This window comes from Streptomyces sp. NPDC001401, from assembly GCF_042895385.1.
Lineage (GTDB): Bacteria > Actinomycetota > Actinomycetes > Streptomycetales > Streptomycetaceae > Streptomyces.
This window is the reverse complement of the sequence record NZ_JBIAWI010000008.1, coordinates 111,040-131,633: the sequence shown is the minus strand read 5'-3', so window position 1 is coordinate 131,633 and position 20,594 is coordinate 111,040. Positions and strand designations below refer to the sequence as shown.

The following is a 20,594-nucleotide window of genomic DNA, read 5'->3' as shown; positions in this document are numbered from 1 at the left end:
GGGACCGAAAGCGGACGGGTGGCCGCGGCGCCCGGGATTCGGGATCCGTCGACCGGGAACCTGCGAGGCGCGAGCGGTGTAAGACAAGTAGAACCTGCCGCTGGACCGCCGCCCGAAGGGACCAAGATCGTGCTACGACGAGCACTACCGGCCGTGCTGGCCACGACCGCGCTCCTGCTGACGGCCGGCTGTTCATCCAGCGGAGGAGGCGGAGGGTCCGGGGGCGGCGGTGACAGTACGGCGCCGGGGAGCACGAGCGCGAACTCGTCCCCGTCGGAACGGGCCGCCGAACAGGCCCCGCCCGCCAAGGGGTCCGTCAAGGTGCTGCGCACGGTGAGCACGGGCCTGAACACCCCCTGGGGCCTCGCCCCGCTGCCCGACGGCAGCGCCCTGCTCGTCGCCTCCCGGGACCAGGGGACGATCACCAAGGTCGACGCGAAGACCGGCAGGAAGACCGAGCTGGGCAAGGTGTCCGGGGTCTCCCCCGCCGGAGAGGGCGGTCTCCTCGGCATCGCGCTCTCCCCGGACTACGCCTCGGACCACATGATCTACGCGTACTTCACCTCCGCCTCGGACAACCGCATCGTCCGCATGCTGTACGACGCGAAGAAGCCGTCCGGCGAACAGCTGGGCGCGCCGGACACGATCTTCAAGGGCATCCCCAAGGGCTATATCCACAACGGCGGCCGCATCGCCTTCGGCCCGGACAAGATGCTGTACGCGGGCACGGGCGAGAGCGGTGACCGGGGCCTGGCCCAGGACAAGAAGTCCCTGGGCGGCAAGATCCTCCGCCTTACCCCGGAGGGCGACCCGGCTCCCGGCAACCCGTTCCCGGACTCCGCCGTCTACACCTACGGCCACCGCAATGTGCAGGGCCTGGCCTGGGACTCCGAACAGCGCCTGTTCGCCTCGGAGTTCGGCCAGGACACCTGGGACGAGCTGAACGCGATCAAGCCGGGCGACAACTACGGCTGGCCGGAGGCCGAGGGCAGGTCGTCCGACCCCAAGTACCACAACCCGATAGCCCAGTGGCACACGGACGACGCCTCCCCCAGCGGCATCGCCTACGCCGAGGGCTCGATCTGGATGGCGGCTCTGAAGGGCCAACGCCTGTGGCGCATACCCCTGAAGGGCACGGAGGCCTCGGCCGCCCCGCAGGCGTTCCTCACCGGCAAGTACGGCCGTCTTCGTACGGTGGTCTCGGCGGGCGGCGACAAGCTGTGGCTGACGACCAGCAACACGGACGGACGGGGAAACCCCAAGAGCGGGGACGACCGGATCCTGGAGCTGGAGGTGAAGTAGAGCCGTCCCTCACTCTTCGGCGGCGTCCGTGTCGTCATCCGTCTCCGTCGGCTTCGCCGGGCGTACGACGACTTTCCCGGACGCCAGATCTATCGGTCCGCGCCCAGGATCCCCGTCCCCCACGTCCTCCCGGGTCAGCTCCAGCCGGTTCTGTTCGTCGCGCGTGTGCTTGCGGCCTGGTGCGAATAGCTCCTCAAAGATGTTGAACACGTTGCCTCCCCTGTCGGTCTCCTACCGAGTCGAGCGGAGGACGTCGGCGGGGAACAACCTGAGCCTGTGCGCGACCGCCGCCGCCTCTCCCCTTCCTGAGACGCCCAGCTTGGCCAGGATGTTCGAGACGTGGACGCTGGCCGTCTTCGGGGAGATGAAGAGTTCCTCGGCTATCTGGCGGTTGGTGCGGCCGGCGGCCACCAGACGCAGGACATCGCGTTCCCGGCCGGTGAGGCCGAGGGCCTCGGCCGGGTCGGCGGCCCGCGGTTCCGGGACGCGGCTCAGGGTGAGGCGGGCGCGCTGGGCGAGCAGCGCGACGGAGTCGGAGAGGGGGCGGGCACCGAGATGACCGGCGACGGCGTGGGCCAGCCGGAGCAGTTCGGCGGCTCGGTCGCGCTCGTCCTCGCCGCCGGCTGCGAGCAGAGCGGTGGCCAGGCGGTGGCGGACGCGGGCGAGATCGTAGGGGCGGTCCAGGCATTCGAAGGCGGTGACGACGTCGGACCAGGTGTCGGCGGTGTCGAGGCCTTCGGCGCGGGCGAGTTCGGCGCGGACCCACTGCTCGTGGGCGAGCCAGATGGGGGTGTCGGTGGTGGTCTTCTTGACGGCCTCGCGGAGCCGTTCGAGGACGTCGGTGCGGCCCTGGGCGACCGCGGGCAGGCCGCTCGCATCGGCCTCGGCGGTGGTGGCGGCCAGCAGCAGGGGCCAGGCGTGGCGCTGGGTGCCGGTGGGGAAGCCGGCGTCGAGGGCGCGGGCGAGTTCGGCGCGGGCGTCGAGGAGTCGGCCCTCGCCGACGGCCATGCCGATCGCGATGCGGGAGAGCAGCAGCGTGTACTGGGGCATGGGGTCGTGCGTGCCCAGGTAGCCGCGCGCGGCGGCCAGTTGGCGGGCGGCCTCGGCCAGATCGCCCCGGCCGAGGGCGAGGTGCGCCAGGCACAAGGCGCCACCGCTCTGGGGTTTGGCGCTGTGCCCGACGCGCAGGGCACTCGCCGCGGCGTCGGCGGCCTCGTCCCACCGGCCCAGGGAGTACAGCGACTCGGAGAGATTCGCCCACACCCAGGCCTCGGAGTCCAGCTGGCCGAACCTCCTGGTGAAGGTGAGGCCCTCCTCGAGCAGGGGTACGGCTTCCCGGGTGCGGCCGACCGCGTCGAGTGCGGAGGGCAGATTGACATAGGCGCGGCCGGCGACGAAAGAGACGCCTTCCGCCAGGGCGCGTTCCTTGACCTCGTACATCTCGGCGAGCCCGGCCTCGACGGAGCCCGCGTCGACCATGAGTCCGCCGAGGGTGAGGCGGGCGTTGAGTTCGATCTCGCGGACGCCGACCATGCGCGCGTACTCCACGGCCCGTTCCGCGGCCGAGAGGGCGTCGGGACCCGGCTCGTGGAGCATCGACCAGCCGGCGACGTTGGTGAGGACCTCGGCGTGCACCTCGGAGGGCGGCAGACCGCGGACCAGCTCCTGGGCGGTGGCCAGTTCCTTCCAGCCGTCGCCGCGGGCCAGCGCCTGCACCAGCCGCGAGCGCTGGACCCAGAACCAGGCGGCACGCAGCGGATCGCCCTCGTCCTCCAGGAGGTGCAGCGCCCGCTTGGTGATCTTCAGGGCGCGCTCGCGTTCACCGGACAGCCGGCCGGCGACGGCGGCCTCGGCCATGAGGTCGAGGTAGCGCAGGGGTGTGGTGGCCGGGTCGCAGCCGCAGGGCGGATAGACCTCGGTGTAGTCGATGGGCCGCAGCTGGTCCCGTACGTCCTCGGGGGCGGTGTCCCACAGCTCCATCGCCCGTTCCAGGAGCCGCAGTTGCTCGCTGTAGGCGTGGCGGCAGCGAGCTTCGACGGAGGCGTCCAGGACGGCGGGGAGGGCCTTGGCGGCGTTGTGGGCGTGGTACCAGTAGCTGGCCAGGCGCATGACACGTTCGTCGGCGGGGACGAGCGCCGGGTCGGCCTCCAGAGCCTCGGCGTAGCGGCGGTTGAGGCGGGAGCGCTCGCCGGGCAGCAGGTCGTCGCTGACGGCCTCTCGGACCAGCGAGTGGCGGAAGCGGTAGCCGTCACCGGTGGGCGTGGCCAGCAGGATGTTGGCGTTCACGGCGGCCCGCAGTGCCTCGATGAGGTCGTCCTCGGCGAGCCGGGCGACGGCGGCGAGCAGCCGGTATTCGACGGTGGAGCCGCCCTCGGCGACGATCCGGGCGACCCGCTGGGCGATCTCGGACAGGCCTTCGACGCGGACCAGGAGCAGGTCGCGCAGAGAGTCGGTGAGGCCGGTGCCGCAGCCCTCGTGGGCGCAGACGGCGAGTTCCTCGACGAAGAAGGCGTTGCCGTCGGAGCGTTCGAAGATGTCGTCGACCTGGGTGGGGTCCGGTTCGGCGGCGAGGATGCCGGCGATCTGGCGGCCCACTTCCTCCCGGTTGAAGCGGCCGAGTTCGACGCGGCGGACGGTGCGCAGCCGGTCGAGTTCGGCGAGCAGGGGGCGCAGCGGGTGGCGGCGGTGGATGTCATCGGCGCGGTAGGTGGCGAGGACGACGAGGCGGCCGGTGCGCAGGGTGCGGAAGAGGTAGGCGAGGAGGTGGCGGGTGGAGGCGTCGGCCCAGTGGAGGTCCTCCAGGGCGACGACGACGGTCCGGTCGGCGGCGACCCGCTCCAGGACGCGGGCGGTGAGTTCGAAGAGGCGGGCCATGCCCTCCTCGTCGTGCCGTCCGCCGGTGGACTCGCCCAACTCGGGCAGCAGCCGGGTGAGTTCCTCCTCCTGGCCGGCGGCCGCGGCGGCGAGTTCCTCGGGCAGTTCCCGGCGCAGGGCACGCAGGGCGGTGGAGAAGGGGGCGAAGGGCAGGCCGTCGGCGCCTATCTCGACGCAGCCGCCGAGCGCGACGACGGCGCCCGCGCGGCAGGCCGCGGTGGCGAACTCTTCGACCAGCCGGGTCTTGCCGACCCCGGCCTCTCCGCCGATCAGCAAGGCCTGCGGCTCGCCCGCGGCAGCACGGGCGAGCGCATCGTTCAATATCTCCAGTTCTTCGGCACGACCGACGAACACCGGACTGACGGACCTGGTCTCCACGAACCCGAGCATCGCACGGGTGTCCGGCGACGCGGCACCGGTTTTCAGTGGGCCGGTGTGGTGCTCGTTGCCCGGCGCCGGTGTTGCCGTCTGCTGGGGGCTGCCGCCCCCAGACCCCGGCTTCGGCACTGGACGGGACTCGTCCTCAAACGCCGGACGGGCTGCTGGTTGCAGCCGACCGGCGTTTGCCGCGCTCACGCCGCGCGGGCGGACCGAAGCCGGCGGAGACGTGGGCTATGGCTTTCGTCCTCGGCGGCGTGGTGGGCGGCCTCGCGGCGGGCGGCGCGGCGGCCGCGGACGGCCTCGCGGGCCAGCCGCTCGTTGTCGGCCCGGCGGATCAGTTCGGCGGAGCGGAACTGGGAGAGCTCGTATTCATACATGGTGTGTCCCTTGTGAGAGTCGGTTTCGGCTTCGCTTGCTGCGATGCCTCAACCTTCGTCTCCAAGGGGGGTGCGCCACATCGGGAGAGTTCCGCATCTTCGGCACCGCCCGGGGCCTTAGATGTGCGTGAGGGGCCTCAGGAGCTCCGTAAGGTGCTTACGGATGCCCTAAGACCCCTCAGGACCTGCGGTGATTCAGCTGGTGGAGGGCAGCCCGAGCAGGATGTCGGTGTACTTGAGGACGGCCAGGAGCAGGCCGATGACGCCGAGCGCCACGCCGCCCCAGGCGACCGACTTGATCCAGACCGGCTGCGGCTTGCCGGGGGCGCCGAAGGCGGGCCGGGCAAGCACCACGACGCCGACGACCAGCGCCAGCAGCGCGAACAGGCCGCCCCACAGGGCACTGGTCTGCCAGGCGTCGCCGTAGACCTCCTTGACCTGCTTGGCGACGGTCGCGGTCTGCGAGGTCTGCAGCTGGCCGATGAGCGTCTCGCGCGCGGCCGCGACCGTGCCGATCCAGCTGCCGGTCAGCGAGACGATGCCGAGCGCGGCGGAGACCACGGCGCCCGCGCCCTGGCCGACACCGGAGGGCTCCTTGTCCTCGCCGTCGCTCTCGACAAGGTCGGCCTCGGCGGTCGCCTCCTCGGGGGTGTCGTCGGTCGCCTCGGTTCCGGTGGCGTCCACCGTCTCCTCGTCGGGCTTCACTTCGGTGGCCTCGGTCGTGCCGGCCTCGTCATCAGTCTTGGTGGTTCCCATACCTCGCACCGTACGGACACTGTCTGAGAAGTCTCTAAAAGATCGCCGAGGCGATCGCGGAGGCCTCTTCTTACTGATCGTTACTGATCGCTGTGTTCGGCACGCGCGCGTGTTTCACGCCACTCCGGGGCGAGGATCGACCACACCTCGAGATCGTGCCGCACCCCACCATAGGGGTGCGCCTGGCGCCGTACCCCATCGCGGGTCATTCCGAGGCGGCGGGCGACGTTCAGACTGGGGACGTTCCCCGAGGCGGCGACCCATTCGATGCGGTGGATGCCGCGCTCCTCGACCGCCCAGTCGATGAGCACACGCATCGCCCGGGTGATCAGTCCGCGGCCGGTGGCGGCGGGCTCCAGCCAGCAGCCGACCTCGGCGTTGCCCTGCTCCGCGTCGAAGTTGAGTGTGAGCACGCCGCCCACGAGCTTTCCGTCCAGCCAGATGCCGTGCACGGACGCCGTGTCGGCGGCGCGCATGTCGGCGTACCGCTGGAGCGCCTCCCGCGCGGAGGGCACGTCGACGGCCTTGGAGCCGAACGCGATGAACTGCCCGATGAACTCCCGCCCCCGCTCCAGATGCGCCAGGAACTCCTCGGCGTGCCAGGTCTCCAGGGGACGCAGTTCGGCATCGTCACCCAGAGGTATCGCGTACATCCTCTTCCCGCCCCTTCGCCAGTACGTCCGCCACCTCGGCGTCCGTCGCAGCAGCCAGCCTTTCATGGGCGGCGCGGGCCTCGGGGGGTTCGATGCTGATGCGGGGCAGGCGCTGGTCGAGCCAGCGGGGCAGCCACCAGTTGGCGCCGCCGAGCATGTGCATGAGGGCCGGTACGAGCAGGGTGCGGAGCACGAAGGCGTCGAGGGCGACGGCGGAGGCGAGCGCGATGCCGAACATGGCGATCACGCGGTCGCCGCTGAGCACGAAGGCGAGGAAGACCGAGATCATGATGACCGCGGCGGAGTTGATCACCCGGCTCGTCTCGGCGAGGCCGACGCGGACGGCGCGCCGGTTGTCGCCGGTCTCCAGCCACTCCTCGTACATCCGGCTGACCAGGAAGACCTGGTAGTCCATGGAGAGGCCGAAGAGGACGGACACCATGATCACGGGGAGGAAGGGCTCGATGGGCCCGGCGCGGCCGAGGCCCAGCAGCTCGCTCCCCCAGCCCCACTGGAAGATCGCGACGACGATGCCGAAGGCGGCGGCGACCGCGGCGACGTTCATCGCGGCGGCCTTCACCGGGATGCCGATGGACCGGAACGCGAGGAGCAGCAGGAGACAGCCGAGGCCGATGACGACGCCCACGAACAGGGGCAGCTTGCCGACGATGACGCCGGCGAAGTCGTCGTAGCTGGCCGTCACACCGCCGACGTGCAGGTCGAGCGTGGTGCCGGTCTCGGCGCGCGGCAGCACCTCGGTGCGCAGCCGGTCGACCAGGTCGCTGGTCTTCTGCGACTGGGGCGCCGACTCCGGGACGACCGTGAAGTACGCCGTGTCACTGGCGCCGTTGTACGTCACCGGGGTCACCGACGCGACACCCTCGGTGGTGCGGATGGTGGCGTCGAGGTTGTCGAGGGCGAGCTTGTCCTCGGCCCCCTCGACGCGCGTCACCACGGTCAGCGGCCCGTTGACGCCGGGCCCGAAGCCGTCGGCGAGACGGTCGTACGCCTGCCGCGTGGTCGACGACCTGGGGTCGTTGCCCTGGTCGGAGGTGCCCAGGTGGAGGGAGAGCGTGGGCAGCGCCAGGACGGTCATGACGACCAGCGCGACGATGCCGAGCACCTTGGGGTGGCGTTCCACGAACGCCGACCAGCGGTGGGCGAACCCGGTCGGCAGCTCCGGTTGCGGACCGTGCTCCTCCAGATGGCGCCGCTCGCGCCGGCTCAGGGCGCGCGGGCCGATGAAGGACAGCAGGGCGGGCAGCAGGGTGACGGCGGCCGCGACCGTCAGGACGACGGTCAGGGAGGCGGCGATCGCGACGCCGTTGAGGAAGCTCAGCCTGAGGATCAGCATCCCGAGCAGCGCGATGCAAACCGTGGCACCTGCGAAGACCACGGCGCGTCCCGTCGTCGCCACGGCATTGGTGACCGCCTCGGTGACGGACAGCCCGCGTTTGAGTCCGCGCCGGTGTCTGGTCACGATGAACAGCGCGTAGTCGATGCCGACGCCGAGCCCGATCAGCATCCCGAGCATGGGCGCGAAGTCGGCGACGGTCATGGCATGCCCGAGCAGCACGATCGCGCCGTACGCGGTGCCGACGCTCACCAGCGCGGTCGCGATGGGCAGCATCGAGGCGGCGAGCGAGCCGAAGGCGAGCAGCAGGACGACGGCGGCGACGACCACGCCGACCACCTCGGCCAGGTGCCCGCCCGAGGACTCGGTGAGCCCGATGGCACTGCCGCCCAGCTCCACCTGGAGCCCGTCGGCCCGGGCCGACTCGGCCGCCTTGACGACGGCCTGGGCCTCGGACTTCTTGATGTCCTCGGCCCGGTCGTCGAAGGTGACCGTGGCGTACGCGGTGTGCCCGTCGGCGCTGATCCGGCCCGTGCCCTGGCCGTCGTAGGGACCGGCGACGGAGGCGATTCCGGGCAGGTCGGCGATCTTGTCCAGGGTCTGCGTCATCGTCTGTTCGACGTCGGCGGCGCGGACGGTGCCGGACGTGGTGTGCCAGACAACGGTGTCGCTGTCGCCGCCGAACCCCGGGAAGCCGTCCTGCAGCAGCTGCATGGCCCGGCCGGACTCGGTGCCGGGAGCCTCGTAGTTGTTCGAGTACGCCGAGCCGGTGACGGCGGCGGCCGCGCTCACCCCGCCGAAGGCGAGGAGCCACAGCAGTACCGCGACAAGGCGATGCCGAACACACCAGCGTGCAAGGGCTGCCACGAACGAGCTCCCAGGGGACGATTTATGGATCTTTGGCCGGGAACATTCGTGAAACAGTCGTTCACAACATGAACAGCCCGCAAAGAACGCATGAGCAATGCGAAGACCACTCTTGCAGGCAGAAGTGATCGTTTATGCCATTCGTGGGTTTCTTCACAGGAATGGGAGGCACATCACAGGACAGTAACGATAACTCTGTCACCTCAGTCGAACTGGTCCCCCAGCGCCATCACCATCGCCCCGATGATCAGCAGCCACAGCGCCCGGCGGGTGCGCCCCCGGGAGCCGAGCACCGAGGCCAGTGCACAGACGGCGGCCCCGAAGGCGTAGGCGGCGGGCACCACCGCCGGGGCGGAACCGGAGGCTCGCAGCACGGAGGCGGCCAGTCCCGCGAGGGCCAGCAGCGCTCCGGTCCCGGCCGCCGTCCAGCGGGCCCGGCGCGCGTCCACGACATCCGTGTCCGGTATCTCGGAATCAACGCGTCCGTTCATGGCGGGCGAGCGTAGCGCGTCCCGCTGAGAAACCGGGTGCGGGGCATCCGGGGCAGTTGCTAGCCTCCGCCCGTCGACCGTCCCCGGCTCCTCGCCGACGACCGAAGCGGGTGCATTGTTTGAAGGTCCGACCGAGCTCCTACGCATCTCCTTCCACTACGAAGATCTTGAGGAGCCCGTTCACCGATGTCCGACACCAGGACCACGAACGACGACCTGACTGACCGCCTGACCCACCCGCGCCACCCCCGCAGCAGCCGCTACGACGCCCGCTGGGCCGTCGAGAACCAGATGGGCCCGTACGCCCTGTGGCTGCTGGAGTGGCTGGCCCCCGCGCTCGGCCTGGAGGACCTGCGCCCCGGCGCCCGCGTCCTCGACCTGGGCTGCGGCCGCGCGATGACGTCCGTCTTCCTCGCCAAGGAGTACGACGTCCAGGTCACCGCGGCCGACCTGTGGGTGAAGCCCGACGAGAACGCCGTACGCATCGCGGAGGCGGGCGTCGCCGACCGCGTCCTGCCCGTGCACGCCGAGGCGCACGACCTGCCGTTCGGCCAGGGCACGTTCGACGCGATCGTGTCCATCGACGCATATCAGTACTTCGGCACCAACGACCTGTATCTGCCCACACTGACCCGGCTGTTGAAGCCCGGCGGGCGGATCGGGATCGTCGTACCGGCACTCCGGGAAGAACCGCAGGGCGACGAGCCGCCGGAGCACCTCGAGCCGTGGTGGGAGCCCGACTTCTGGTGCTTCCACTCCCCCGAATGGTGGCGCCGCCACTGGACCCGCGGCGGAGCCGTCGAGGTCGAGGCGGCCGACTGGCAGCCGGACGGCTGGCGGGACTGGCTGCTGTGGTGCGAGGTGGTCGCCGAGGAGAGCCCGGAGGAGTTCCACCGCACGATGGCCCGCCGGGTCGGCGAAATGGTGCGGGCGGACGAGGGCCGCGCGCTGGGATTCGTACGGGTCGTGGGGCGCCGTAAGTAGGCGTACGGCCCCGGAGGACATGCCTCCGGGGCCGTACCGCGAGTGGCCGCTCAGCCCTCGCTGACGCCCAGCTTCTCCAGGATCAGTTCCTTGACGCGGGCCGCGTCGGCCTGACCGCGGGTCGCCTTCATGACCGCGCCGACCAGGGCGCCGGCCGCGGCCACCTTGCCGCCGCGGATCTTGTCGGCGATGCCCGGGTTGCCGGCGATGGCCTCGTCGACCGCCGTGCCCAGCGCCGAGTCGTCGGAGACGACCTTCAGACCGCGCTTCTCGACGACCTCGTCCGGGGTGCCTTCGCCCGCGAGAACGCCTTCGATGACCTGGCGGGCCAGCTTGTCGTTCAGGTCACCGGAGTTGACCAGCGCGGTGACCCGGGCGACCTGCTCCGGCGTGATCGCCAGCTCGTCGAGCGAGGTGCCCGACTCGTTGGCGCTGCGCGCCAGTTCACCCATCCACCACTTGCGGGCGGAGGCCGCGTCGGCACCGGCGTCGATCGTGGCGACGATCGGGTCCAGCGCACCGGCGTTCAGGATCGCCTGCATGTCGGTGGCCGAGATGCCCCACTCGGCCAGCAGCCGGTTGCGGCGGGCCAGCGGCATCTCGGGGAGCGCCGCCCGGATCTCCTCGACCCACTCGCGCGAGGGGGCCACCGGCACCAGGTCCGGCTCGGGGAAGTACCGGTAGTCCTCGGCCTCTTCCTTCACTCGGCCCGAGGTCGTCGACCCGGTGTCCTCGTGGAAGTGGCGGGTCTCCTGAATGATCGTGCCGCCGCTGTTCAGCACGGCCGCGTGCCGCTGGATCTCGAAGCGGGCCGCACGCTCCACGGACCGCAGCGAGTTGACGTTCTTCGTCTCGGAGCGGGTACCGAACTTCTCGGTGCCGATCGGGCGCAGCGACAGGTTCACGTCGCAGCGCATCTGGCCCATCTCCATACGGGCTTCCGACACGCCGAGCGCCCTGATGACCTCACGCAGCTCACGGACGTACGCCCGCGCGACCTCGGGAGCACGCTCGCCCGCGCCCTCGATCGGCTTGGTGACGATCTCGATGAGCGGGATGCCGGCGCGGTTGTAGTCGAGCAGCGAGTGCGAGGCGCCGTGGATACGGCCCGTCGCGCCGCCCACGTGGGTCGACTTGCCGGTGTCCTCCTCCATGTGCGCGCGCTCGATCTCCACGCGGAAGGTCTCGCCGTCCTCCAGCTGTACGTCGAGGTAGCCGTTGAAGGCGATCGGCTCGTCGTACTGGGAGGTCTGGAAGTTCTTCGGCATGTCCGGATAGAAGTAGTTCTTCCGGGCGAAGCGGCACCACTCGGCGATCTCGCAGTTCAGCGCGAGACCGATCTTGATCGCCGACTCGATGCCGATCGCGTTGACGACCGGTAGCGCGCCGGGCAGGCCGAGGCAGGTGGGACAGGTCTGCGTGTTGGCGTCCTGACCGAGCTCGGTCGAACAGCCGCAGAACATCTTGGTCTTGGTGCCGAGTTCGACATGGACCTCGAGGCCCATGACGGGGTCGTACGACGCCAGCGCGTCCTCGTACGACTCCAGGTCGGTCGTGGTGGTCACGGTGAAACTTCCCTCTCAGCCCAGCAGGACGTCGTCGTCGCCCAGCCGCTTCAGCTCGCGGTACAGGATGGCGAGGCCGGTGACGATGCCGACGGCGGCCACCGTCGCGTCGATCAGCCGCAGCGTGTCCTGTTCGGCCTTGGCCTTCTTGATCCGCTTGGCGACACCGAACGCGCCGAAGGCGGTGGTGGCGATGGACACGTACGTACCGGACTTGGACTTCTTGAAGTCCTTGGCCTTGGTCAGTGCCTTGGTCACAGCGACGGAGCCTCCTCGAGGAGCGGGTGCCCCCACCTTTCCACGAAGGCGGCTTCGACGGCTGCGCCGACCTTGTAAAGACGGTCGTCCTTCAGCGCCGGGGCGATGATCTGCAGGCCGACCGGGAGGTTGTCCTCCGGGGCCAGACCGCAGGGCAGCGACATGGCCGCGTTGCCCGCGAGGTTCGTGGGGATGGTGCACAGGTCGGCCAGGTACATCGCCATCGGATCGTCGGCGCGCTCGCCGATCGGGAAGGCGGTGGTGGGCGTCGTCGGCGAAACGATGACATCCACCTGCTCGAAGGCCTTCTCGAAGTCGCGCGTGATGAGCGTGCGGACCTTCTGGGCGGAGCCGTAGTAGGCGTCGTAGTAGCCGCTGGAGAGGGCGTAAGTGCCGAGCATGATGCGGCGCTTGACCTCGGGGCCGAAGCCGGCCTCGCGGGTGATCGAGGTGACCTCCTCGGCGGAGTGCGAGCCGTCGTCGCCGGAACGCAGGCCGTAGCGCAGGCCGTCGAAGCGGGCGAGGTTGGAGGAGCACTCGGAGGGCGCGATCAGGTAGTACGCCGACAGCGCGAGGTCGAAGCTCGGACAGTCCAGCTCGACGATCTCGGCGCCCAGCTCCTTCAGCAGCGCGACGGACTCGTCGAACCGCTGGATGACACCGGCCTGGTAGCCCTCGCCGCGGAACTGCTTGACGACGCCGACGCGCATGCCCTCGACGCTGCCGTTGCGGGCGGCCTCGACGACCGGCGGGACCGGCGCGTCGATGGACGTCGAGTCCAGCGGGTCGTGCCCGGCGATGACCTCGTGCAGCAGCGCCGCGTCCAGGACCGTACGGGCGCAGGGCCCGCCCTGGTCGAGGGAGGAGGAGAAGGCGACCATGCCGAAGCGGGACACGGCACCGTAGGTCGGCTTCACGCCCACCGTGCCGGTGACGGCGGCAGGCTGGCGGATGGAGCCGCCGGTGTCGGTGCCGATGGCGAGCGGCGCCTGGAAGGAGGCGAGCGCGGCGGAGGAGCCACCGCCGGAACCGCCGGGGATCTTGGTGAGGTCCCAGGGGTTGCCGGTCGGCCCGTACGCGCTGTTCTCGGTGCTCGACCCCATGGCGAACTCGTCCATGTTGGTCTTGCCGAGGATGACGACGTCAGCGGCCTTGAGCTTCTTGGTGAGGGTGGCGTCGTACGGCGGAATCCACCCCTCCAGGATCTTCGAACCGACGGTCGTCGGGACGCCCTCAGTGGTGAAGATGTCCTTGAGCGCGAGGGGGACACCGGCCAGCGGACCGAGCTTCTCGCCCCGCTCGCGCTTCTCGTCGACGGCGCGGGCCTGGGCCAGGGCACCCTCGCGGTCGACGTGCAGGAAGGCATGAACCTTCTCGTCGACGGCCTCGATACGGGCCAGGTGGGCCTCGGCGACCTGGACGGCCGTGAGCTCGCCGGAGGCGATCTTCGCGGCGGTCTCGGCGGCGGTGAGCTTGATGATGTTGACGTGGTCCGTCATGGCGATTAGTCCTCCCCCAGGATCTGCGGCACCTTGAAACGCTGCTGCTCCTGGGCCGGGGCGCCGGAGAGCGCCTGCTCGGGGGTGAGCGAGGGACGGACCTCGTCCGCCCGCATGACGTTCGTCAGCGGGAGCGGGTGCGAGGTCGGCGGTACGTCTTGGTCGGCGACCTCGCTGACGCGGGCCACCGCGCCGATGATGTCGTCCAGCTGGCCTGCGAAGTGTTCGAGCTCTTCGGGCTTCAGCTCCAGACGCGCCAGCCGGGCGAGGTGGGCGACCTCCTCGCGCGTGATGCCAGGCATGCAGCGTTCCTCTGGGGTGAGTGTGTGTGGTTTGGGCCTAGGGCCTGTCGTCACATTCCCGTCGTCCGCCCGAAGGGCAGTCGGGAATGTGACGACAGGCCCTAATCCTATGGGGCGGGGCCCGGTGACCGTGAAACGGTTTCCCGGACCCTACGCCCATGGGGTCTCAGGCCCTTGCTCCTGAGGCATGCGGCGTCGCCGTGTGGCCCGCGCGGGCCGGTGGGCGGACTACTCGTCGGTCGCCGCGGCCGGCAGGGCCGCGCGGGGCCGCTGCCACCCCCGCGATCCCCGCGCCAGTAGCCACGCCGTCGTCTCCTCCGGCGGCATCGCGGCTGCGACCAGCCAGCCCTGTACGGCGTCGCAGCCGAGGTCCCGCAGCCGCTCCCAGGTCTCGTCGTCCTCGACGCCCTCCGCGACGACCAGCAGACCGAGGGAATGGGCGAGGTCGACCGTGCAGCGGACGATCTCCGCGTCCTCCGCGTCGACGGCAAGGCGGGCCACGAAGGAGCGGTCGATCTTCAGCTCGCTCACCGGAAGCCGCCTCAGATGCACGAGGGACGAATAGCCCGTGCCGAAGTCGTCCAGCGACATCTTCACGCCGTGCCCGGTCAGGCCGGCCAGCGTGTCGGCGGCACGCTGCGGGTCCTCGAGGAGGACGTGTTCCGTTATCTCCAGCTGGAGCGCTCCCGCCGGGACCCCGTGCCGGGCCAGCCGTGCGGCGACGGAGCCCGCGAAACCGGGGGTGTGGACATCACGCGGGGAGACGTTGACCGCGACCGGCACATGCAGTCCCTGGGCCCGCCACCTGGCCACCTGACCCAGCGCCGTCTCCAGCACGTACTCCGTGAGATGGGGCATCAGCCCCGACGACTCGGCGATCGCTATGAACTCGTCCGGCGGCACCTTCCCGCGCTCGGGATGCACCCACCGGACCAGGGCCTCCAGGCCGGCGACCTGTCCGTCGAAGCGGACCTTGGGCTGGTAGTGCAGCTGCACCTCGTGCGCGTCCAGCGCCCGGCGCAGGTCGCCCAGCAGGCCCAGCCGGTCCGGTGTGTTCGAGTCCCGCTTGGACTCGTACACCTCGACGCCCGTACGGTCCCGCTTCGCCTGGTACATCGCCACGTCCGCCCGCCGCAGCAGCCCCTCGGCATCCAGCGCGTGGTCCGGGAAGACGGCGACTCCCGCACTCGCCTCCAGGACGAGGGTGAGCCCGTCGAGGTCGAGCGGGGAGCTGAGCGCGGCGACAAGGCCTCGGGCGACCCGGGTCGCGGAGGTCGTGGAGTCGGCGACCGGCAGTAAAACGGCGAACTCGTCGCCGCCGAGCCGCGCGGCCTCCGCTCCGCGCGGGAGCGCAAGGCGCAGCCGGTCGGCTATCTGCAGGAGCAGCCGGTCGCCGGCGAGATGCCCGAGCGTGTCGTTGACCGAGCGGAAGCGGTCCAGGTCGATCAGCATCAGGGCGGCGCGGGCGCCGATACGTTCGGCGTCGTCCAGCGCGGTCCAGATGCGCTCCAGCAGCCACTGCCGGTTGGGCAGCCCGGTCAGCGGGTCGCGCAGCTGCTCCTCGGCCCGGGCGCGGGCTATCCACAGGGTGGAGTCGAGGGCGATCAGCGGGATGGCGAACAGCGGCAGCAGCACCGGCTGCGCGACGGCGACCACGCAGACCAGCGGTGCGATGCCGAGCAGCGCGACCGCGACCAGACCCTGTCTGACCAGGGCGGTCCGGGCGACGGTGGGCAGGCCGCCGCGTGGGGCGTGCAGATACCAGAGCAGGGTGCGGGTCACCAGGAGGTATGCGGTGGCGACCAGCACCACCTCGGGGGCGGTGTAGAGGGTCCAGGTGTCGGGGGTCCAGGGCTTCTCCACGGACGGCACGCGTCCGAAGGCGCCGAGCACCAGGGCTCCGGCCCCGATGCCGAGGATGTCCACCGAGCCGTGCAGCACGCCCTGGCGCCAGCGGTTGCGCCGGGCTATCCCGACCAGCACGACGACGGTGAGGCTGACCATTCCGGCGGGTACCCAGCCGTACAGCATCAGAACGGCGAGGGTGAGGGCGGCGCCGGAGCCGGTGCCGCCCCACCAGCGGGAGCGGCCGAGCATGACCAGGTGGCCGACGATGATGCCGGTCAGCACGGCGAAGGACCAGCCGACGGCGCCGGACGGGAAGAGCGCGTGGGTGCCGGTGAACCCCCGGTAGAAGCCGGCGCCGAGGACGAAGGCGGCCGCCGCGACGACCGCCGCGGGCAGCGCGGGCCAGGACAGGTGCCGTTCGTGTTCGGGATCCGACAGTCCGGGAGGGTGGTCGGCTGTGAGGTGCGGGGCGCGCCCGTCCGTCACGGTGTACTGTCCGGTGGCGCGCCCCTCCGCACCCGGACGCTCCGAAGGCCGCCCGGCCCACCGGCTCGCCCGCCATGCGCCGGTCACCCGGCGCAGGCGCAGCCGTGAGTCAGGGGCGGCACTCTCGGTCGGTTCCATTCCCGTCCCTCTCACAGCCGGCGGTGCCCACGCCACGCGGCCCGATGCCCGACATCCATCAACGGCGCCGCGTTTGGAAAACCCTTCCCCTTGCTCGTCAAGAGCAAGGGGATGCCCCAACCGCAGCTGGGCACGGCAGGTGCACACCTCAACAGTAGGCCGCAGAAGGCTTCCACGGGCAGCGGTCGTAGACGGTTGCCCGAATGCACCCCGGCCACCCGTATGCATCTGGTATGCGCCGATCGGGTGGCCTTCAATCGCTATTCCTCTGTGGGAAGCGCAACTTCGGCCGCCGCTTCCGGTCCCTGTTCCAGCAGGACGCCGAAGCCGTCCTCGTTCAGAACAGGCACCTTGAGCTGCATCGCCTTGTCGTATTTCGAACCAGGATTGTCACCTACGACAACGAAAGACGTCTTCTTCGAAACAGAACCGGTCACTTTCGCTCCCCGGGTCTGCAGCGCCTCCTTGGCCCCGTCGCGCGTGAAGTGCTCCAGCGTGCCGGTGACCACGACGGTCAGGCCTTCGAGCGGGCGCGGGCCCTCGTCCTCGCCCGAGCTCTCCTCCTCCATGCGGACGCCGGCGGCCCGCCACTTGCGGAGGATCTCCTGGTGCCACTCCTCGGCGAACCATTCCTTGAGGGAGGCGGCGATGATTCCGCCGACGCCGTCCGTGTTCGCCAGCTCCTCCTCCGTGGCCTGCTCGATGCGCTCGATCGACCGGAACTCGCGGGCCAGAGCCTCGGCGGCGACCGGGCCGACATGACGGATCGACAGGCCGGTGAGGATGCGCGCGAGCGGGCGCTCCTTGGCCGCGGCGATGTTCTCCAGCATGGCAACCGCGTTCTTCTTCGGCTCGCCCTGCTGGTTGGCGAAGACCGTGGCGACCTTCTCCTCGCCGGTCTTCGGGTCGCGCTTGGGCAGGCCGCTGTCCTGGTCGAGGACGTACGCCTTGATGGGCAGCAGCTGCTCGACGGTGAGGTCGAAGAGGTCGCCCTCGTCCAGCAGCGGCGGGTCGGCGGGCTCCAGCGGCTTGGTGAGGGCCGCGGCGGCGACGTATCCGAAGTGCTCGATGTCGAGGGCCTTGCGGCCTGCCAGGTAGAACAGGCGCTCGCGCAACTGGGCCGGGCAGGTGCGGGCGTTGGGGCAGCGCAGGTCGACGTCGCCCTCCTTCATCGGCCGAAGCGCCGTACCGCACTCGGGGCACTCGGCCGGCATCACGAACTCGCGCTCGCTGCCGTCGCGCAGGTCGACGACCGGGCCGAGGATCTCCGGGATGACGTCACCGGCCTTGCGCAGCACCACCGTGTCACCGATGAGGACGCCCTTGGCCTTGACGACGTCCTGGTTGTGCAGCGTCGCGAACTCGACCTCGGAGCCGGCCACCGTGACCGGCTCGACCTGGGCGTACGGAGTGACCCGGCCGGTACGGCCCACGCCCACGCGGATGTTGATGAGCTTGGTGTTGACCTCTTCGGGCGCGTACTTGTACGCGATCGCCCAGCGCGGGGCGCGGGAGGTGGAGCCGAGCCGTCCCTGGAGCGGGATTTCGTCGAGCTTGACGACGACTCCGTCGATCTCGTGCTCCACGGAGTGGCGGTTCTCGCCGTAGTAGGCGATGAACTCCCGTACGCCGTCGAGGTCGTCGACCACCTTGTTGTGCCGGGAGGTGGGCAGGCCCCAGGTCTTCAGCAGGTCGTAGGCCTGGGAGAGGCGGGTGAGGCCTTCGAAGCCCTCCAGGGCGCCGATGCCGTGGACGACCATGTGGAGCGGTCGGGTGGCGGTGACGCGGGGGTCCTTCTGGCGCAGTGAACCCGCCGCCGCGTTGCGCGGGTTGGCGAAGGGCTTGTCGCCTGCCTCGACCAGGCGGGCGTTGAGCTCCTCGAACTTCTCCATCGGGAAGTAGACCTCGCCGCGGATCTCCACGAGGTCGGGGACGCGGTCACCGCCGAGCCGGTCCGGAATCTCCGCGATCGTACGGACATTGGGCGTGATCTCCTCGCCCGTGCGGCCGTCGCCGCGGGTCGCCGCGCGGGTGAGGCGGCCGTGCTCGTAGGTGAGGTTGACGGCGAGGCCGTCGACCTTGAGCTCGCACAGGAGGTGGTAGCCGGGCCCGCCGACGTCCCTGGCGACGCGCTCCGCCCAGGCGGCCAGTTCCTCGTCGCTGAAGGCGTTGTCGAGGGAGAGCATGCGTGAGCGGTGCTCGACGGAGGTGAACTCCGTCTCGTACGCCCCCGCGACCTTCTGGGTCGGCGAGTCGGGCGTGCGCAGCTCGGGGTGTTCCTCCTCCAGGGCCTCCAGGGAGCGCAGGAGCTTGTCGAACTCCGCGTCGCTGATGACCGGAGCGTCGTTCACGTAGTACCGGAAGCGGTGCTCCTCGATCTGCTCAGCGAGCTTCGCGTGCTGCTCCCGTGCCTCCGCGGGCACCGTCGTCTCCGCTTGCTTGTCGCCGGCCACCGTGTTGTCCTCCCGTTACTCTGGGTTGTCCGCGAGGGATCTCGCCGCCCGGACGCAGTGGGCGAGGGCCTTGCGCGCGTAATCCGGGGAAGCCCCCGCGAGTCCGCACGACGGAGTGATCGTGACCGTCTCCGCGAGAAGCCCCGGTTGCAGCCCCAGCCTGCGCCACAGCGTCCTGACACCCATGACGCTACCGGCAGGGTCTGACAATGGGCCGTCCGTGCCCGGCACGACACCGGCGAACAGCCGGGTACCCCCTTCCACCGCCTCGCCGATCGTGTCGTCGTCACGCTCGGTGAGGAGCGAGAAGTCGAAGGAGATCGCCGCCGCGCCGGCCCTGCGCAGGAGGGCGAACGGGACGTCCGGTGCGCAGGAGTGGACCACGGTGGGGCCGTCGCTGTGAACCCCGACGACATCGCGGAGGGTGGCCTCGACGAGCTGGCGGTCGACGGCGCGGTGGGTGCGGTAGCCGCTGGCGGTCTTCAGCTGGCCGCGGAGTACGGCGGTGAGAGAGGGTTCGTCGAGCTGGAGGACGAGCTGCGCGCCGGGGATGCGTCGCTGCACCTCACCCAGGTGCAGGCGCAGGCCCTCGGCGAGCGAGGCGGCGAGGTCGCGGGAGGCGCCGGGGTCGGAGAGGGCGGCCTCGCCGTTCCTCAGCTCGAGGCCGGCGGCGAGGGTCCAGGGGCCCACGGCCTGCACCTTCAGGGGGCCCTCGTACCCCTGCGTGAACTCCTCCAGGGCGTCGAGGTCTTCCCCCAGCCACGACCTCGCCCGCTTGGTGTCCCGGCCCGGGTGGTCCCCGATCCGCCAGCCGCTGGGCTCTACGCGCGCGTACAACTCGACGAGCATCCCCGCGGTCCTGCCGATCATGTCCGCGCCGGGGCCGCGGGCGGGCAGCTCGGGCAGGAACGGGAAGTCCTCGAAGGTCCCGGTGACGGTCTTGGCGGCCTCGCGGGCGTCGCCGCCGGGCATGGAGCCGACACCGGTGGCTGCCCCGAAGGAAAGGTCTGCGTTCACACGAGAAGCCTATGTTTCTCGCCCCCGCCGCCCCTACCCGTCCCATCCCCAGGGGCTCCGCCCCTTCGACCCCACCAGGGACCGCGCCCCTGCACCCCGCTTCGGGGGCCAGCCCCCGGACCCCCGCTCCTCAAACGCCGGAGGGGCTGGATTTCAGCCCGTCCGGCGTTTGAGGACGAGGCCCGTTCAGGGCCGAACGGGGGTCTGGGGATGGGACGGGTAGGGGCGGCGGGGGCGAGACAAAGCCGTCAGCGGCCCGGCCGCACCGTCAGATCGTTGACCTCCGCATCCGCCGGCAGATCAACAGCCATCAGAATCGTCGTCGCCACCGACTCCGGGTCGATCCACTTCGACGCGTCGTACTCCTTGCCCTCCTGCTGATGGACCTTGGCCTGCATGGGGCTGGCGGTGCGCCCCGGGTACACCGAGGTGACGCGGACGCCATTGCCGTGCTCCTCGTGCCGCAGCGAGTCCGCCAACGCCTTCAGACCGTGTTTCGAGGCCGCGTACGCGGACCAGTCGGCGTGGGCGTTCAGGCCCGCCCCGGAGTTGACGAAGACCACATGGCCGCGGGCGGCGCGGAGTTGGGGCAGGAAGTGGCGGGTCAGCTCGGCCGGGGCGATCAGGTTGACATTGAGCTGGTGGCGCCAGGACTTCGGGGTGAGCTCGCCCACCGGGCCCAGGTCGACGACACCGGCGATGTGGAGCAGGGAGTCGACACGGTCCGGCAGCGTCTGGTGCGAGAAGGCCCAGGACAGCTTGTCCGGGTCGGCCAGGTCGCCGACCAGCGTCCTCGCACCGGGGAACTCCGCCGCGAGCTCCTTGGCGCGGCCCGCATCGCGCGCGTGCAGCACGAGTTCGTCCCCGCGCGCGTGGAGGCGGCGGGCGACGGCCGCGCCGATGCCGGAGCCCGCTCCGGTGATCACATGTGTAGCCATGTCCGCCATGCTCGCACCCGCCGGCGGCCGCCCGTCGCCCCGCCCTGTTCC

At 70.7% G+C, this 20,594-nt stretch carries 17 protein-coding genes; 2 read left to right on the top strand and 15 right to left on the bottom strand.

Annotated features, from left to right (window positions below; genetic code table 11):
* Window positions 1-129 precede the first annotated feature (129 nt).
* Entirely contained in the window at window positions 130-1,302 is a 1,173-nt protein-coding gene (locus ACFY10_RS26170) for a PQQ-dependent sugar dehydrogenase (RefSeq protein ID WP_390667645.1), read from the top strand.
* A gap of 9 nt (window positions 1,303-1,311) precedes the next feature.
* Here ACFY10_RS26170 and ACFY10_RS26165 read toward each other — a convergent pair whose 3' ends face one another.
* The 7 genes from ACFY10_RS26165 to ACFY10_RS26135 form a co-directional block, all read right to left on the bottom strand.
* Entirely contained in the window at window positions 1,312-1,512 is a 201-nt protein-coding gene (locus ACFY10_RS26165) for a DUF6191 domain-containing protein (RefSeq protein WP_390667644.1), read from the bottom strand.
* 21 nt (window positions 1,513-1,533) lie between these two features.
* A complete protein-coding gene (locus tag ACFY10_RS26160; RefSeq protein ID WP_390667643.1) occupies window positions 1,534-4,566 on the bottom strand; it encodes an AAA family ATPase in 3,033 nt (1,010 codons plus the stop codon).
* A gap of 182 nt (window positions 4,567-4,748) precedes the next feature.
* Entirely contained in the window at window positions 4,749-4,934 is a 186-nt protein-coding gene (locus ACFY10_RS26155) for a hypothetical protein (protein WP_390667642.1), read from the bottom strand.
* A 195-nt stretch (window positions 4,935-5,129) separates the two neighbouring features.
* Window positions 5,130-5,690 (bottom strand): hypothetical protein, encoded by a 561-nt coding sequence (locus tag ACFY10_RS26150; RefSeq protein WP_390667641.1) that lies wholly within the window; start codon window positions 5,688-5,690, stop codon window positions 5,130-5,132.
* Between the two features lie 80 nt (window positions 5,691-5,770).
* Entirely contained in the window at window positions 5,771-6,343 is a 573-nt protein-coding gene (locus ACFY10_RS26145) for a GNAT family N-acetyltransferase (RefSeq protein WP_390667640.1), read from the bottom strand.
* Window positions 6,321-8,564, bottom strand: coding sequence for an MMPL family transporter (locus ACFY10_RS26140; protein WP_390667638.1), 2,244 nt, complete (start codon window positions 8,562-8,564; stop codon window positions 6,321-6,323). The genes ACFY10_RS26145 and ACFY10_RS26140 overlap by 23 nt, the downstream gene beginning before the upstream one ends.
* Window positions 8,565-8,767: 203 nt before the next feature.
* Window positions 8,768-9,055 carry a hypothetical protein gene (locus tag ACFY10_RS26135; protein WP_390667637.1) on the bottom strand — a complete coding sequence of 96 codons (288 nt, stop codon included), beginning with the start codon at window positions 9,053-9,055 and terminating at the stop codon, window positions 8,768-8,770.
* A gap of 186 nt (window positions 9,056-9,241) precedes the next feature.
* Between ACFY10_RS26135 and ACFY10_RS26130 the strand changes: the two genes are divergently transcribed.
* Window positions 9,242-10,039, top strand: coding sequence for an SAM-dependent methyltransferase (locus ACFY10_RS26130; RefSeq protein WP_390667636.1), 798 nt, complete (start codon window positions 9,242-9,244; stop codon window positions 10,037-10,039).
* A gap of 50 nt (window positions 10,040-10,089) precedes the next feature.
* Here ACFY10_RS26130 and gatB read toward each other — a convergent pair whose 3' ends face one another.
* From gatB to ACFY10_RS26090, 8 genes are all read right to left on the bottom strand, one after another.
* Complete coding sequence (gene gatB / locus ACFY10_RS26125; protein ID WP_390667635.1) at window positions 10,090-11,604, bottom strand: Asp-tRNA(Asn)/Glu-tRNA(Gln) amidotransferase subunit GatB; 1,515 nt, start codon at window positions 11,602-11,604, stop codon at window positions 10,090-10,092.
* A gap of 15 nt (window positions 11,605-11,619) precedes the next feature.
* Entirely contained in the window at window positions 11,620-11,862 is a 243-nt protein-coding gene (locus ACFY10_RS26120; protein ID WP_030942833.1) for a hypothetical protein, read from the bottom strand.
* Complete coding sequence (gene gatA / locus ACFY10_RS26115) at window positions 11,859-13,361, bottom strand: Asp-tRNA(Asn)/Glu-tRNA(Gln) amidotransferase subunit GatA (RefSeq protein ID WP_390667634.1); 1,503 nt, start codon at window positions 13,359-13,361, stop codon at window positions 11,859-11,861. The genes ACFY10_RS26120 and gatA overlap by 4 nt, the downstream gene beginning before the upstream one ends.
* 5 nt (window positions 13,362-13,366) lie before the next feature.
* On the bottom strand, window positions 13,367-13,663 hold the full coding sequence (gene gatC / locus ACFY10_RS26110; protein ID WP_007384860.1) for an Asp-tRNA(Asn)/Glu-tRNA(Gln) amidotransferase subunit GatC: 297 nt from the start codon (window positions 13,661-13,663) through the stop codon (window positions 13,367-13,369).
* A gap of 228 nt (window positions 13,664-13,891) precedes the next feature.
* Window positions 13,892-16,135: a putative bifunctional diguanylate cyclase/phosphodiesterase gene (locus tag ACFY10_RS26105; protein WP_390667633.1), complete on the bottom strand. Its 2,244-nt coding sequence runs from the start codon at window positions 16,133-16,135 to the stop codon at window positions 13,892-13,894.
* Between the two features lie 260 nt (window positions 16,136-16,395).
* A complete protein-coding gene (gene ligA, locus ACFY10_RS26100; RefSeq protein WP_390667632.1) occupies window positions 16,396-18,588 on the bottom strand; it encodes an NAD-dependent DNA ligase LigA in 2,193 nt (730 codons plus the stop codon).
* Window positions 18,589-18,603: 15 nt separating this feature from the next.
* Entirely contained in the window at window positions 18,604-19,560 is a 957-nt protein-coding gene (locus ACFY10_RS26095) for a methionine synthase (RefSeq protein ID WP_390667880.1), read from the bottom strand.
* A 293-nt stretch (window positions 19,561-19,853) separates the two neighbouring features.
* Window positions 19,854-20,552, bottom strand: a complete 699-nt coding sequence (locus ACFY10_RS26090; protein ID WP_390667631.1) for an SDR family oxidoreductase — start codon at window positions 20,550-20,552, stop codon at window positions 19,854-19,856.
* Window positions 20,553-20,594 lie beyond the last annotated feature (42 nt).